Here is a 14,904-nt window from a genome sequence, read left to right as displayed (position 1 = left end):
CTCACAGTTCCTCCCCCTGGCGGCGCGTCAGTCGCAGATGGACGAGCGTGACGGCGAGCAGGATCACGAGCATCACGACGCCGATCGCCGAGCCGAGGCTGTACTGCGAGGACGCGAACGCCTTCTGGTACGCGTACACGTTGAGCACCAGGTTCTGGCCGGCGATGCCGCCGCCGTTGGTCATGACATAGATCTGGGTAAAGATCTTGAAGTCCCAGATGATCGACTGGATGGTGACGACGACGAGAATCGGCCGCAGCATCGGGGCCATGACCGAGCGCCAGATCCGCCACTGCGAGGCGCCGTCCAGCGCGGCCGCTTCGAGCACCTCGACGGGGATCGCCCGGATGCCCGCGTACACGGTCACCATCACGAACGGGAACGAACACCACAGCACTTCGAGGAGCACCAGGGCGAAGGCGCTGTAGCGCCCGTACGTCCAGGAGAAGTCGCCGAGCCCCAGCGCCCGGTTGACCGGGCCGAAGTCCGGGTCGAAGAGAAACACCCAGACGGTGGAACCGGTGATCGCGGGGGTCGCCCAGGCGCCGAGCGCGGCCAGCATCAGCGCGAGCCGCGGCACGGCCCGGATCCGGGTCAGCAGGACGGCGAGCGCGCAGCCGACCAGCAGGGTGGCCAGCACGCAGGCGGCGGCGAAGACGACGGTCGCCAGGAGCACCTGCCAGAACTGTCCGTCCCCGAAGAGCGTCGCGTAGTTCCCGAATCCTTGGAAGGTGGCCGGTTCACCACCGCTGACCTGGGCCTGGGTGTACTCCAGGAAGGAGATCAGGCCGAGTTGGTAGATCGGGTAGACGAGCAGCCCGCCGAGGAGCACGAGCGCGGGCAGGAGGTAGAGCCAGGGGGTCCAGCCGGAGCGGCGTGCGGACGGGGCGGGGCGGCGGCGCCGGGGCGGGCGGGCGGAGGTCCCGCCCGCCCCGGACGTACTGGGCGCTTTGTACGCCGTACTGTTCGCGGCCATCGTCAGCCCGCGTCGGCGAACGCGGCGTCCATCTTCTTCGCCGCGTCGTCCGAGGCCTTCGCCACGTCCTTGCGGCCGCTGACGATCTCCTGGAACATCGTCGGCAGGACCAGCGAGGAGTCGATCTGGCCCCAGCCCGGCGAGGCCGGGACGAACTTCGCGCCCGCGCCGAGCGTCTTGACGAACGGCTCGACGAACGGCTGCTTCTTCGCGACCGTCGCCCGCACGTCCGTGTAGGTCGGCAGGAAGCCCATCGCGTCGAACATCTTCGCCTGGGTCTCCTTGCCGGTCAGGGACTTCATCAGGTCCACGGCGAGGCTGCGGTGCGAACTGCTCTTCAGCACACCGATGTTGTTCCCGCCCGCGAACGCCGGGGCGATGGAGCCCTCCGTGACACCCGGCAGCGGCACCACCGCGTACGCGCCCTTCACCGAGCCCGCCTCGACGGCCGCGTGACTGAAGTCGCCGCCGATCGCCATGGCGGCCTTGCCGGAGGCGAACGCGGTGACGGTGGCGTTGCCGCCCATGGACGCGCACTTGGCGGCCGGGCAGTTGTCGTCACCGAAGAGCGAGGTGTACGCCTCGATGCCCTTGCGGGCCTTGTCGCTGTCGATGGCCGCCTTGTACGTGCCGCCGTCGCCGTCGGCCAGCTCACCGCCATGGGCCCAGATGAACGGCATCGCACCGTACGTGTACGCGCCACCGACCGCCAGTCCGTACAGATCCGGCTTCTTCTTGTGGATCTTCTTCGCGGTGGAGATCAGCTCGGCCTGGGACTTGGGGGCCTCGATCCCCAGGTCCTCGAAGATGTCCGTGCGGTAGTACAGCGCGCGGACGCCGACGAAGAACGGGGCTCCATAGATCTTGCCGCCGACCGTGACGGACTGCTTGGCGGTCGGGTCGGTGTCCTTGGCCTCGTCCCAGGCGGCGAACTCCGCACCGACGTCGGCGAGTCCGCCGTCCTTGACGTATCCGGCGGTGTCCGTGTTGCCGTACTCGATGAGGTCCGGGGCGCTCTTCGGGTCGTTGAACGCCGCCTTGATCCGCTGGGCGCGGGTCTCGACCGGTATGTACTCGACTTCGACCTTCGCACCCTTGTGCGCCTTCTCGAAATCGGCGACCGCCGCGTCGACGACCTGTTCCTTGGGCTTGTTGCCGACCTCCTGGAACAGCCAGACACGCAGCGTGCCGGTCTTCTCGTCCCCCTTCGCTCCGGTGTCGGAGGTCTGCGGCGCACAGGCGGTGGCGGTGAGACCCGCCAGCACAAGCGCCGCGGCCGGGGCGGCAATTCGGGCAGACAGCTTCATCCGGAACCCCTACCGGTAGGCGTTGCAACATACGCAACGCTCGTTTCGTTCTGCACAACTGGCAGGAGAGTAGGTGTGCGTACGGACGCCGACAAGTGGTCTCAACCACTCTGTGACCCGGGGGAGCAGCCCGTGCAACGCAAAGGGCCCCCGGGGTGCGCGTCAACGCGCACCCCGGGGGCCCGAAGCAGTGGCGGCCGAACGGCCCAGGACTACTTCTTGTCCTTGCCGCCCTTGCCCTTGTCCTTGTCGCCGCCGGCGCCCATGGACTCGTAGATCTCCTTGCACATGGGGCAGACCGGATACTTCTTGGGGTCGCGCCCCGGTACCCAGACCTTCCCGCACAGTGCGACCACGGGGGTGCCCTCCAGGGCACTCGCCATGATCTTGTCCTTCTGGACGTAATGGGCGTAGCGCTCGTGGTCGCCGTCGCCGTTCGACACCTGTGGCGTCGGCTCTACGAGGGTCCCCGTACCTGCCCCGCGCTCGGGCTCAAGAGTGCTCATAACCGCCAAGGGTACTTAAAGCCCGGAGCTTCAGTTCAGCGACGGGTCGTCCGGGTAGGTGGCGATCATCGCCAGTTCGCTGCGCTGGCGGCGCAGGACCGCCCGCCAGAGGTGCTCCGGGCGCGGGGAGGAGACGTCTCCCGGCTCGGACTCGACGACGTACCAGGCCCCCTCGGCCAGCTCCGTCTCCAGCTGCCCGGGACCCCAGCCGGCGTATCCGGCGAAGATGCGCAGCGAGCCGAGCGCCGCGGCCAGCAGCTCCGGCGGCGCCTCCAGGTCGACCAGGCCGATCGCCCCGTACACCCGGCGGAAGCCCAGGGGGTCCCCGCTGTTCGGGCGGGGGCGGGAACGCGGCGAGGAGCCCTCGTCGCCGGGGATGACCGCCACTCCGAGCGCCGAGTCGAGCGAGACCGGGCCGCCCTGGAAGACGACGTCCGGCTCGCCCGTCAGGCCGGCCCAGGACGTGAGGATGTCGCCGACGCCGACCGGGGTCGGGCGGTTCAGGACCACGCCGAGCGAGCCCTCCTCGTCGTGGTCGAGGAGCAGCACCACCGCGCGGTCGAAATTCGGATCCGCGAGCGCGGGTGTGGCCACGAGCAGTCGCCCTGTGAGCGAGGACACCTCGGTCATGGCAGAAATGATCCCGCATCTTCACCCCTCGCGGGGGCCAAGTGGGCCGCCCGGTCGCCGAACGGGCCCGAGCGCAGCTCAGGGCGCATGGATGCACGGAGAGCGCACGGCCCCGGGGCGTTGCGGACGGTAACCCTCCGCAAGAGTCGGGAAGCAGAGCGTGTTGTGGCGGATTCATGACGTTCGCACACCCCCCGACCTCTTACGGAAGGGGGTACGCGGGCCATTACCCTTTCGTTTGGCCCCCTGCCCGACCACTCCGGAACGCGAGATTCATGACCGGCACAGACGATGTCCTGCTTGTCCACGGCGGAACCCCGCTGGAGGGCGAGATCCGCGTCAGAGGCGCCAAGAACCTGGTGCCGAAGGCAATGGTCGCCGCGCTGCTCGGCAGCGGGCCCAGCCGGCTGCGCAATGTGCCCGACATCCGCGACGTGCGGGTGGTGCGGGGACTTTTGCAGTTGCACGGTGTGACGGTCCGGCCGGGTGACGAACCGGGCGAACTGATCCTTGACCCGACCCATGTCGAGAGCGCCAACGTCGCCGACATCGACGCCCACGCGGGCTCGTCGCGCATTCCGATCCTGTTCTGCGGCCCGCTGCTGCACCGGCTGGGCCACGCGTTCATCCCGGGACTCGGCGGCTGCGACATCGGCGGCCGGCCGATCGACTTCCACTTCGACGTGCTGCGCCGGTTCGGCGCGACCATCGAGAAGCGCGCGGACGGCCAGTACCTGGAAGCCCCGCAGCGACTGCGCGGCACGAAGATCCGGCTGCCGTACCCGTCGGTGGGTTCCACCGAGCAGGTGCTGCTGACGGCCGTGCTCGCCGAGGGCGTCACCGAACTGTCCAACGCGGCCGTGGAGCCCGAGATCGAGGACCTCATCTGCGTACTGCAGAAGATGGGCGCGATCATCTCGATGGACACCGACCGGACGATCCGGATCACCGGTGTCGACCGGCTGGACGGCTATACGCACCGCGCGATCCCGGACCGCCTGGAGGCGGCCTCCTGGGCGTCCGCGGCGCTGGCCACCGAGGGCAACATCTACGTACGGGGCGCACAGCAGCGCTCGATGATGACGTTCCTGAACACCTTCCGCCGGGTCGGCGGCGCGTTCGAGATCGACGACGAGGGCATCCGTTTCTGGCACCCGGGCAGCGCGCTGAACGCCATCGCCCTGGAGACGGACGTGCACCCCGGCTTCCAGACCGACTGGCAGCAGCCGCTGGTCGTGGCCCTGACACAGGCCTCGGGCCTGTCCATCGTCCACGAGACGGTGTACGAGTCCCGGCTCGGCTTCACCTCGGCGCTCAACCAGATGGGCGCGCACATCCAGCTCTACCGCGAGTGCCTGGGCGGCTCCGACTGCCGCTTCGGCCAGCGCAACTTCCTGCACTCCGCGGTCGTGTCCGGGCCGACGAGGCTGCAGGGCGCGGATCTGGTCATCCCGGACCTGCGCGGCGGTTTCTCGTACCTGATCGCCGCGCTGGCGGCGCAGGGCACCTCGCGGGTGCACGGCATCGATCTGATCAACCGGGGCTACGAGAACTTCATGGAGAAGCTGGAGAAGCTGGGCGCGAAGGTGGAGCTGCCCGGCGGGGCGCTGGTCTGAGACCCGGCGGCCGACGGCTGCTGACGGGGGTTCGGGGCGCTGCCCCGGGCCCCCGTTTCACGTTCCCCGGAGGGTCCGGGTTCGTCCCTCCGGGTCCACGTTGGCGACAGAGGCCCGGAAAGGGCCCTCTCGGGCCGGTACACGGAAGGGCGGTCACCCTGGTCGGGTGACCGCCCTTCGTCGCGCCTGTGGGGCTTACTTGCCCTTGGCGGCTTCCTTGAGCTTGGAGCCCGCGGAGACCTTCACGCTGTAGCCGGCCGGGATGTTGATCGGGTCGCCGGTCTGCGGGTTACGAGCGGTGCGAGCGGCACGGTGGGTGCGCTCGAAGGTCAGGAAGCCGGGGATGGTGACCTTCTCGTCGCCCTTGGCGACGATCTCACCGACGGTCTCGGCGAGCGCGGCCAGCACGGCGTCGGCGTCCTTGCGAGTCACCTCGGCGCGGTCGGCCAGGGCGGCCACCAGCTCACTGCGGTTCATGTTGTTACTCCCGTGTTCTTCTTGCCTGTGAGGCGTGAGATCGAAGCCGATGCTGCCAGGGCCCTCGGACAGTCCCCGGACCCGGGTCTGTCGTCAGACCCTCGCGCCCGATTACGCATCCTGCCCCCACCTGCGGCGGGAAAGCCAATCCGGCACCCTCCGGAGTCACACGAAAAGCACCACTGCCTCATCGTGGTGACGTTCCGTCGACTCCCCGAAAGCGGTCCGCAGCGGATGCGGGGCTCTGCGGGACGCGCCGCCCGCCCACCCTAAAGGGGCGTTTGGGGCGCCGCGACCCGCGACGCGCCGTACGCGGGGCCGACGTGGGGTGCCGCGGCCGCGGCCGGACACCCGCAGGGGGCCGCGGCGGGTACTGCGAAGGGTCGGCGTCAGCCGAGCTCCCCCGCGCCCGTCACGGTACCGCCCGCCGCCTTCGCGGCGTCCCGGACGGCACCGGCGACCGCCCCGGCGACCTTGTCGTTGAAGACCGACGGGATGATGTAGTTCGCGTTCACCTCGTCCTCCGCGACGACGTCGGCGAGGGCACGCGCGGCGGCGAGCATCATCTCGGTGTTGACGGTGCGGGACTGGGCGTCCAGCAGACCGCGGAAGACACCCGGGAAGACCAGCACGTTGTTGATCTGGTTCGGGAAGTCGGAGCGGCCGGTGGCGACAACTGCCGCCGTCTGGCGAGCGATTGCCGGATCCACCTCGGGGTCGGGGTTCGCGAGCGCGAACACGATCGCACCGTCGGCCATGGCGGCGACATCGGTGCCGTCCAGGACGTTCGGGGCGGAGACGCCGATGAAGACGTCGGCGCCCACGACGGCCTGCTTGAGGGTGCCCGTGACGGACTCGGGGTTGGTGTTGTCGGCGATCCAGCGCAGCGGCGAATCGGCGTCGGCGGAGACCAGGTCCTCGCGGCCGGCGTGCACCACACCGTGGATGTCGGCGACGACGGCGTGCTTGACGCCGGCGGCGATGAGGAGCTTCAGGATGGCCGTGCCGGCCGCTCCGGCGCCGGACATGACGACGCGTACGTCCCCGATTCCCTTGCCCACCACGCGCAGTGCGTTGGTCAGCGCGGCCAGGACCACGATCGCGGTGCCGTGCTGGTCGTCGTGGAAGACGGGGATGTCCAGGGCCTCGCGCAGCCGCGCCTCGATCTCGAAGCAGCGGGGTGCGGAGATGTCCTCCAGGTTGATGCCCGCGAAGCCGGGGGCCATCGCCTTGACGATCTCGACGATGGCGTCGGTGTCCTGGGTGTCCAGGCAGATCGGCCAGGCGTCGATGCCGGCGAAGCGCTTGAACAGGGCAGCCTTGCCCTCCATCACCGGGAGGGCGGCCATCGGACCGATGTTGCCGAGGCCGAGTACCGCGGAACCATCCGTCACGACTGCGACGGAGTTGCGCTTGATGGTGAGGCGGCGGGCGTCCTCGGGATTCTCGGCGATCGCCATGCAGACCCGGGCCACACCCGGGGTGTAGATCATCGAGAGGTCGTCACGGTTGCGGATGGGGTGCTTGGACGCCATCTCGATCTTGCCGCCGAGGTGCATCAGGAACGTACGGTCGGAGACCTTCCCCAGCACGACGCCCTCGATGCCGCGCAGGTTCTCGACGATCTCGTCCGCGTGCGCGGTCGAGGTGGCGGCGATGGTGACGTCGATCCGCAGCTTCTCGTGGCCGGAGGCGGTCACGTCGAGGCCGGTGACCGAACCGCCGGAGGACTCCACGGCCGTGGTGAGCTGGGAGACCGCTGTGCCGCTCGCGGGCACCTCCAGCCTGACCGTCATCGAGTACGAGACGCTGGGCGCCGTTGCCATGGCCGAGTCCTTCGCTTTCCTTAGCTTCTTTGCCGCGCGGCCGGGGCGCTCGCCTCGGACACGCTCCCCGATCGTCGCACCTACTGGCCGGTAGCCGGTAATGACTGCCACTTTTCGGAAAGTAGTTTCCACCATACGAGAGATGACCGCTTCAGCGGAACCCCTCATCACTTCCGGCCCGACCGCCTCCGTGGATCCGGCCGGGTCCGTAAACAAGAACAGACCCGCGCCACCGGAAGGTGACGCGGGTCTGTTCTTGTTGGTCGAGCGGCACCGACCCGCCATGCTCGCCTCGCGGCAAGTGGTCGCTCGAAGCGACGAAGGTTGGGCCCGGGGGCTTGGATCGAGCCGGTGCCGACACCAGGCTAACAAAGACCCCGCAGAAGTGATTCCCGGAGTACGGGTCGATTCGGAAATCCGCTCGCCCGGCGGTGCCCGCGCCCGCCCGTCCAGTCGCTCAGCAGGCGCGGGACGACGCCGTCGCCCGGTCCCCCTCAGCGCGCCCGGTGCCGGGTCCCGGTCCGGGTCCGGGGCCGTGCCCGGTGCCGGGTCCGGGTCCGGGTCCGGGGCCGCCCTGTCAGTCCCTCAACAGGTCCGGGACACCGTCCTCGTCCGGCAGGTCCCGCTTCCCGGAGACCACCGTGAGCTGCTGCGTCGCACGCGTCAGCGCCACGTACAGCACCCGCAGGCCCGCCGGGGACTCGTCCGCGATCTCCGCGGGCGAGACGACCACCGTGGCGTCGTACTCAAGGCCCTTCGCCTCCAGGCTGCCCAGCGCCACCACCCGCTCGCCGAGCTCGGCGAGCCAGTCGCGGGCCTGGGCCCGGCGGTTCATCGCGACGACCACACCCACCGTGCCGTCCACCTCGGCCAGCAGCCGCCGTGCCTCCTCGCGCACCGAGGCGGCCAGATCGCCGTCCCGTACGGTCTCGAAGCGCGGCTTCACGCCGGTGGAGCGGACCGCGGCCGGTGACTCCATGCCGGGCATCGCCAGCGCCAGGACCTTCGAGGCCAGCTCGGCGATCTCCGCCGGGTTGCGGTAGTTGACCGTGAGGGTGAAGCGGCGGCGCGGACGGTTGCCGAGCGCCTCGTCGCGCGCGCGGGCGGCCTCGTCCGGATCGGACCAGGAGGACTGCGCCGGGTCTCCGACGATCGTCCAGGTGGCGTGCCGGCCGCGACGGCCGACCATGCGCCACTGCATGGGCGTGAGGTCCTGCGCCTCGTCGACGATGACGTGCGCGTACTCCGTACGCTCCGCGGCCAGCCGCTCGGCGCGCTCGCGCTGGGTCTCCTCGCGCTGCGGCATCAGCTCCTCCAGACCGGAGAGCTGGTCCAGCGGGTCGAGATCGCGCTTCTTCTTCGGCCGGTGCGGGGTGCCCAGCAGCGTCTGCAGCTCGTCGAGGATCGCCACGTCGTGCACGGAGAGCGGCCCGTTCCCCTCGCTGTCGAGCCGCTTCAGCGAGCGGGCGAAGCGGCGCACCTCACCCTGGTTGAGGACCCGGCGCGCCCAGCGGCCGAGCCGCTTCTCGTCCGCCATCGCGGCGAGCACCCCGCGCGGGGTGAGTTCGGGCCACCAGGCGTTCAGGAAGTCGAGGAAGGGGGTCTCGGTGGAGACGTCCTCGTCGAAGGAGGAGCGCAGCTCCGCGGCCAGTTCGGGGTCGGTGTAGCGGCCCCGGCCGGAGGACTTGTTCCAGAGGGCGTCCAGGAGCATTCTGCGGGCGCGCGGGCGCAACAGGTTGACCGGAGCGGTGCCGCCGAGCACGGCCTGCCGGATGCGGTGCAGTTCGTCCGCGTTCAGCTCGACACGGGCGCCGAACGCGACGACCCGCAGCCGGGTCGGGGTGCCCGGGGTCCGGTCGGTTCCGTCGGTTCTGTCGATTCCGTCGGTTCCGTCGGCCTCGTCGCCGAAGGACAGCTGGCCGTCCTGCTCCGGGGCCCTGCGAGGGGTGCCGGGCTGCTCCAGTGCCCCGCGTGCCGCCTTGCGCAGCACCTGGAGCATCCGGGAGGAGCCCTTGATCCGGGCGACGGCGGGTTCGTCGTACGTGGTGGCGCCCTCGACGCCGGCCGCCTCGTCGGAGAGCGAGCCGACCGCGCGGATCGCGACCTGCCCCTCCTCGCCCAGCGAGGGCAGCACACCCTCGGTGTACGCGACCAGGAGCGGGGTCGGTGAGACGACGAGGATGCCGCCCGCGTACCGCCGCCGGTCCTGGTAGAGGAGATAGGCGGCACGGTGCAGGGCGACGGCGGTCTTGCCGGTGCCCGGACCGCCCGAGACCTCGGTGACGGAGGCGGCGGGTGCCCGGATCACCAGGTCCTGCTCCGCCTGGATGGAGGAGACGATGTCGCGCATCGTGTGGCTGCGGGCCTGGCCGAGCGCCGCCATCAGGGCGCCGTCGCCGATGACGGGAAGCCTGTCGCCACCCAGGTACGCGGTCAGCTCGGGGCGCATCAGGTCGTCCTCGACCCCGAGCACCCTGCGGCCCTTGGAACGGATGACCCTGCGGCGCACCACCCGGCCCGGTTCCTTCGGCGTCGACCGGTAGAACGGCGCGGCGGCCGGTGCGCGCCAGTCGATGACCAGCGGCGCGTAGTCGGAGTCGAGGACGCCGATGCGGCCGATGTGCAGCGTCTCGGCGATGTCGGCGGAATCGTCCTCGCGTACGGCGTCGTCGGCCGGCTCGACGGAGGTGTACGCGCCGTCCGGGCCGCGTTCGCCGTCCTTGCCGAGCAGCAGATCGATCCTTCCGAAGAGGAAGTCCTCGAACTCGCTGTTCAGCCGGTTGAGGTGGATTCCGGCCCGGAACACCTGGGCGTCGCGCTCCGCGAGCGCGCCCGGGGTACCGACCTGGCCGCGCTTGACGGCGTCGTCCATGAGAAATTCCGCCTCGTGGATCTTCTCTTCGAGACGGTCGTAGACACGGTCGAGATGTTCCTGCTCGACACCGATTTCCCGGTCCCGCAACGAATCGACAGCGGCATCCTGCGCGGCCACCGAGGCCCCCTTCTGACGTGCATTGGGCAGCCGTCAACCCTATGCGAAGGGGGGCCCGCCGCGCACCTGCCGCGCGTAGCGAAATGACTCGCGGGGATTTCGATCAGGCATCGGCCCCCGCGTCCGGCACCGCGGGAGTGCCGGCCTCCGTGCCCGCGTCCCCGGCCGTGCCCGCGTCCCTCGACCCGCCCGTGCCCCCGGCCGCACCCGCGTCCATGAGCGCCACCGCGGCCGCTCTGCGCCGGTGGCGGGCCACCCGCTCCCGGTTTCCGCACACCTCGCTGGAGCACCAGCGGCGTCGGCGGCCCCGTGAGGTGTCCAGATAGAGCCGACGGCAGTTGTCGCCCTCGCAGCGGCGCAGCCCGGCCCGGGCCACCGGGTCGGTCAACAGCTCCACGACGTCTCGGGCCACGGCGGCCAGCAGCGCCCCGCATTCGGGATCGGTGCTCAGGGCCCGTACCAGCGTGCCGCTCCCGCCGCGTACGGCCCGGAGTCCCGGAGGGGCGGTTGCGGCGAGCGCGTTGACCCGTGCCAGGGCGCTCTCGGCTCTGCGGCCGGCGAGCTCGGCGGTCAGCAGGTGCTCCACGCCGGCCCTCAACTGCCGGAAGCGCGCCACCCAGGTGTCGTCCACCGCGCCGAGGTGGGTGCCGCTCGGCACGAGTCCCGTGGCCACCAGCCAGTCGGCGAGCCGCTCGGCGCCGTCGAGCAGTTCGCAGGCGCCGGAGGTGCCGATCCCTGTTGCCACCAGGTCCAGGCAGGGGCGCCCGGAGTCGAACCGCCAGTCGTACGAGCTCTTGCCCGCCGCCATGCGTAGGTCACCGCCTCGGGGTCTCCGATCGGGGTCTCCCCCAGGGTGCCCCTCGGGCGTCCACCCCGGAACCCCTGCCGCCGCACGGGTCCGCGGCGACCGGGGCCCGTACGGTGTCCCGATGGACAACGACCCCCGTACCGCCACTCCGGAGGCCGGGCCACTCCTCCTCCGGCCCTGGCTGCCCGAGGACATGGCGGCCCTGATCGAGGCGTACCGCGATCCCGCGATGCGCGCCATGCTGCGCGTGCTGGTCACGGACGAGGCGGAGGCACGGCACTGGCTGCGGGTGCAGCAGGAGGGCCGGGAATCCGGCAGCCGCTTCAGTTTCGCGGTGATCGATCGCGATCTCGACGACGAGCTGGTCGGCAACGTGGCGCTCAAGTACCCCGCACCGGGCTCCGCCGGCGCGGAGGTCGGCTACTGGACGACGGCACGGGCGCGCGGCCGCGGGGTCGCCCCGCGAGCGCTCGGGGCGCTCACCGACTGGGCGTTCGAAGCGTTCGCCGGGGACGGTCTCGTGCGGCTGGACCTGTTGCACCAGGTGGGCAACGACGCGTCCTGCCGGGTCGCTGAGAAGAGCGGTTACGGCTTCGCGGAGGTCCTCCCCGCGCGTCCGCCGTGGCCGCGCGACGGACACCGGCATGTGCGGCTGCGCACCGGGCACGTCGGGTAGCCGTTCCGTCCCGTCGCCGGGCGGGCTCCCTCTGCTCCCACGCCCGCCCGGTGGAACGATGCCGGTCCGAGATCACCGCCGGTCGGTCCGCCCGGGGCCGTCACCCCGTCGGCGACGGACCGTCGTGCAGAATCCGCTGGAACAGCCGGTGGTCGCGCCACTCGCCGTTGATGTGCAGATAGCGCGGGGCCATGCCGTACTGCTCGAAGCCGCACTTGGCGAGCACCCGCTGCGAGGCCTCGTTGTCCAGCACCGTCCCGGCCTCGACCCGGTGCAGCCGCAGATCGTCCCTGGCCACCTCGCAGACCCGCTCCACGGCGGCCGTGGCCAGGCCGCGGCCCGCGTGCTCGACATCGACCCAGTAACCGAGGATTCCGCTGTGGAACGGCCCGAGCACGATGCCGGTGAGGTTGAACCCGCCCACCGCGCGGTCCTGTTCGTCGGCGAGCACCCACGGCATCGCCCGCCCCGCGTCACGGTCCGCGAGCATTCCGGCCAGCCGTTCCCGCTGTCCCTGCTCGGTGTAGAAGGCGTCGGGCCGCACGGGCTCCCAGCGGCTCATGTACGCACGACTGCGGGTCAGGGACACGGCGAGGGAGGCGGCGTCGGCCGGGGTGGCGGGACGCAGCCGTATGTCCGCGTCGAGCCGGTGGATGTCATCGATCATCCCGTCACGCTATCCCGGCCCCGTCACACGGTCACGCCGTTTCCCGCGCGGACAGGACAGCCCTCAGCCGGTCGAAGGTGCCGATCAGCTCCGCCCGCCGCTTCTCCTTGTACTCCGGTTCGGGTTCGAGACCGTCGATGGTCCGTTCCCACACGTCCATGAAGGTCTTCTCCCAGCGCTCGACCACCGCCGCCCCGGGCACCGTGGCGCCGACGTAGTGCTGCTCGGCGATCAGACACAGCAGCTCGACGTTGCACGGCACGGCGACGCCCCAGTACTCGTCGGGCTCCAGGCCGGCCGGGTCGCCGGCCATGGCCTCCTCGATCTCCGAGACGAGCCGCCCGGTGATGCCCGACAGATGATCCGCCGCCGTGTCGTCGTCGAAATTCCCACTGCCCCAGGTACCCACAAGGCCCCCTCCGGTCGTCGTTCCGTGCCTGCGACCGTTCTAGCAAGCCGCACTGACAACGGCCGGGTTCCGCCCGGCAGACCCCACCGGCGGCAACGGGCGCCGTTCCGGCGAGCCGCCCTTGCGACGGAGGGCGGCGCGCGAGCGCCGTGCGGGCCTGGACGCCCGCGTATGGAGCTGCGCGCCTGAGCGATGGAGCGGGACCCTCCTCGCCACTTCACTGGGAGACATGACAACCACTCGGCCCATGCGCCCCTCCCGCACCCCGCAGCACCTCGTGCTCGGCGGTGCCGCCGTCGCCACCGGACTGGTCGCGGGCACGTTCTACGTGTTCTCCTGCGCGGTCATGCCGGCCCTCGGGCGCAGCGACGACCGGACCTTCATCGAGGTCATGCAGAACATCAACGACGTGATCGAGAACCCGGTCTTCTTCGCCGGATTCTTCGGGGCGCTGATCCTCACGGCGGTCGCCGCCTGGCAGCAGCGCCGGTCCCCCGGTCCGCGCCTGTGGATCTTCGCCGCCCTCGCCGTGTACGCCGTCGCCTTCCTGCTCACCTCGGGCGTCAATGTCCCGTTGAACAACGCCCTCGCGCACGCCGGGAATCCGGCACGGATCGCCGACCCCGCAGCCGTGCGCGAGAGCTTCGAGGGTGCCTGGGTGGCCTGGAACGCCGTCCGGGCCGTCCTGTGCACCGCTGCTCTCGCCCTGCTCCTTCGTGCCCTGTTCCTGACGGCTCGCAGCCATCCGCGAGGTTCTCAGGAATCCTCGTACTCGCTGTCCCCCACCGGGTCCAGTGCCAGCCGGTAGCCGCGTTTGACGACCGTCTGGATGAGCCGGGGCTCGCCCAGCGCCGTACGCAGCCTCGCCACGGCCGTCTCCACCGCGTGTTCGTCGGTGCCGCTGCCGGGCAGTGCGCGCAGCAGATCGGCGCGGGCCACCACCCAGCCCGGCCGACGGGCCAGGGCGTGGAGCAGGGCCATGCCGGCGGGCGGCACCGGGCGCGGTCGGCCGTCGACGATCACGGCATGACCGCGGATCTCGACCCGATGTCCGGCCACCGGCAACGCGCCCACTCGGGCGGGGAGTTCATGGCAGAGCAGCTGAACGAGCGGCGCCAGCCGGAAGCGCTCCGGCTGGACGGTACCGATCCCGCGGGCCCGCAGCGGAACGGCGGTGACCGGCCCGACGCAGGCCACGAGAACGTCGTCCCGCAGCGCGCCCAGAAGTTCCGGGAGCAGCCCGCGCTTCTCCGCCCGGCGGAGCAGCGAGGCGGCGGCGGGAGCGCTGGTGAAGGTGAGGGCGTCCAGGCCCCGGGCCAGGGTGATGTCGAGCATCCGGTCGAGCGGGGCGATGTCCTCGGGGTCCACCCAGCGGTAGACGGGTACGGCGACGACCTCGGCCCCCGCCGCGCGGAGGGGCTCGATGAAGCCGGGGAGGGGTTCGCCGTGCAGTTGGAGCGCGATGCGGCGGCCTGCCACCCCCTCGTCGAGGAGCCGGTCCAGCACCTCCGCCATGGACTCCGAGGCGGGGGACCACGTCTCGGTCAGCCCGGCGGCCCGGACGGCGCCCTTGACCTTGGGGCCGCGGGCCAGCAGTTCGGCGCCGCGCAGGGTCTCCAGCAGCCGGCCGCCGAGACCCCAGCCGTCGGCGGCCTCGATCCAGCCCCGGAAGCCGACCGCGGTGGTGGCGACGACCGCGTCGGGGGCGGAGTCGACGATGTGACGGGTGGCGGCGAGGAGTTCGCCGTCGTCGGCGAGCGGCACGATCCGCAGGGCGGGCGCGTACACGACGGCCGCCCCCCGTCGCTCCAGCAGTGTGCCGAGCTCCTCCGCGCGGCGTGCGGCGGTGACCCCGACGGTGAAGCCCGTGAGTGGCCCGTGCTGTTCGCCCTGGTGCATGTGGTCTACCCGGCTCTCGTCCCGCTGCTGCCCGATGATGCCGAGGGCCGAGCCTGCCAACGGTGCGTGACAGACCTGGTTCACTCGTATTTCCCGCCCGTTACGTCGCATGACA

At 71.0% G+C, this 14,904-nt stretch carries 14 protein-coding genes; 3 read left to right on the top strand and 11 right to left on the bottom strand.

The genetic code is table 11. The features are described 5' to 3' along the window. Position 1: 1 nt before the first annotated feature. From ACIQCZ_RS06915 to ACIQCZ_RS06900, 4 genes are all read right to left on the bottom strand, one after another. Positions 2 to 976, bottom strand: a complete 975-nt coding sequence (locus tag ACIQCZ_RS06915) for a carbohydrate ABC transporter permease (RefSeq protein ID WP_402280342.1) — start codon at positions 974 to 976, stop codon at positions 2 to 4. A gap of 2 nt (positions 977 to 978) precedes the next feature. Then, positions 979 to 2,283: an extracellular solute-binding protein gene (locus tag ACIQCZ_RS06910; protein WP_402280340.1), complete on the bottom strand. Its 1,305-nt coding sequence runs from the start codon at positions 2,281 to 2,283 to the stop codon at positions 979 to 981. A 212-nt stretch (positions 2,284 to 2,495) separates the two neighbouring features. Further along, positions 2,496 to 2,789: a DUF3039 domain-containing protein gene (locus ACIQCZ_RS06905; protein WP_072484142.1), complete on the bottom strand. Its 294-nt coding sequence runs from the start codon at positions 2,787 to 2,789 to the stop codon at positions 2,496 to 2,498. A 30-nt stretch (positions 2,790 to 2,819) separates the two neighbouring features. Further along, complete coding sequence (locus ACIQCZ_RS06900) at positions 2,820 to 3,419, bottom strand: YqgE/AlgH family protein (RefSeq protein WP_351073518.1); 600 nt, start codon at positions 3,417 to 3,419, stop codon at positions 2,820 to 2,822. 275 nt (positions 3,420 to 3,694) lie between these two features. Here ACIQCZ_RS06900 and murA point away from each other — a divergent pair, with 275 nt between their 5' ends. Beyond that, the gene (murA, locus tag ACIQCZ_RS06895) at positions 3,695 to 5,035 is read left to right on the top strand and encodes a UDP-N-acetylglucosamine 1-carboxyvinyltransferase (RefSeq protein ID WP_365689133.1); all 1,341 of its coding nucleotides are present in this window, start codon (positions 3,695 to 3,697) and stop codon (positions 5,033 to 5,035) included. Positions 5,036 to 5,230: 195 nt separating this feature from the next. Here murA and ACIQCZ_RS06890 read toward each other — a convergent pair whose 3' ends face one another. The 4 genes from ACIQCZ_RS06890 to ACIQCZ_RS06875 form a co-directional block, all read right to left on the bottom strand. Then, entirely contained in the window at positions 5,231 to 5,512 is a 282-nt protein-coding gene (locus ACIQCZ_RS06890; RefSeq protein ID WP_003968811.1) for an HU family DNA-binding protein, read from the bottom strand. A 389-nt stretch (positions 5,513 to 5,901) separates the two neighbouring features. Further along, positions 5,902 to 7,338 (bottom strand): NAD-dependent malic enzyme, encoded by a 1,437-nt coding sequence (locus tag ACIQCZ_RS06885; RefSeq protein WP_376221548.1) that lies wholly within the window; start codon positions 7,336 to 7,338, stop codon positions 5,902 to 5,904. 577 nt (positions 7,339 to 7,915) lie between these two features. Continuing rightward, positions 7,916 to 10,330 (bottom strand): HelD family protein, encoded by a 2,415-nt coding sequence (locus ACIQCZ_RS06880; protein WP_402280338.1) that lies wholly within the window; start codon positions 10,328 to 10,330, stop codon positions 7,916 to 7,918. 103 nt (positions 10,331 to 10,433) lie between these two features. After that, positions 10,434 to 11,138, bottom strand: a complete 705-nt coding sequence (locus tag ACIQCZ_RS06875) for a CGNR zinc finger domain-containing protein (RefSeq protein ID WP_402280336.1) — start codon at positions 11,136 to 11,138, stop codon at positions 10,434 to 10,436. Positions 11,139 to 11,259: 121 nt separating this feature from the next. Here ACIQCZ_RS06875 and ACIQCZ_RS06870 point away from each other — a divergent pair, with 121 nt between their 5' ends. Next, the gene (locus tag ACIQCZ_RS06870; RefSeq protein ID WP_402280335.1) at positions 11,260 to 11,814 is read left to right on the top strand and encodes a GNAT family N-acetyltransferase; all 555 of its coding nucleotides are present in this window, start codon (positions 11,260 to 11,262) and stop codon (positions 11,812 to 11,814) included. A 100-nt stretch (positions 11,815 to 11,914) separates the two neighbouring features. Here the strand turns inward: ACIQCZ_RS06870 and ACIQCZ_RS06865 are convergent, their stop codons facing one another. Beyond that, positions 11,915 to 12,481 carry a GNAT family N-acetyltransferase gene (locus ACIQCZ_RS06865; protein ID WP_402280333.1) on the bottom strand — a complete coding sequence of 189 codons (567 nt, stop codon included), beginning with the start codon at positions 12,479 to 12,481 and terminating at the stop codon, positions 11,915 to 11,917. Between the two features lie 31 nt (positions 12,482 to 12,512). Continuing rightward, entirely contained in the window at positions 12,513 to 12,890 is a 378-nt protein-coding gene (locus ACIQCZ_RS06860; RefSeq protein WP_402280332.1) for a DUF4259 domain-containing protein, read from the bottom strand. Positions 12,891 to 13,119: 229 nt separating this feature from the next. Here ACIQCZ_RS06860 and ACIQCZ_RS06855 point away from each other — a divergent pair, with 229 nt between their 5' ends. Then, positions 13,120 to 13,698, top strand: a complete 579-nt coding sequence (locus ACIQCZ_RS06855; protein ID WP_402280331.1) for a DUF1772 domain-containing protein — start codon at positions 13,120 to 13,122, stop codon at positions 13,696 to 13,698. Here the strand turns inward: ACIQCZ_RS06855 and ACIQCZ_RS06850 are convergent. Next, positions 13,647 to 14,789 carry a uroporphyrinogen-III synthase gene (locus ACIQCZ_RS06850; RefSeq protein WP_402281243.1) on the bottom strand — a complete coding sequence of 381 codons (1,143 nt, stop codon included), beginning with the start codon at positions 14,787 to 14,789 and terminating at the stop codon, positions 13,647 to 13,649. The two genes, ACIQCZ_RS06855 and ACIQCZ_RS06850, sit on opposite strands and share 52 nt — an antisense overlap. Between the last annotated feature and the right edge of the window lie 115 nt (positions 14,790 to 14,904).

It is taken from the genome of Streptomyces sp. NPDC093149 (genome assembly GCF_044754145.1).
In the GTDB taxonomy this organism is placed as follows: domain Bacteria; phylum Actinomycetota; class Actinomycetes; order Streptomycetales; family Streptomycetaceae; genus Streptomyces.
Note: the sequence above shows the minus strand (reverse complement) of the source record. Positions and strands in the feature narration are given on the sequence as shown.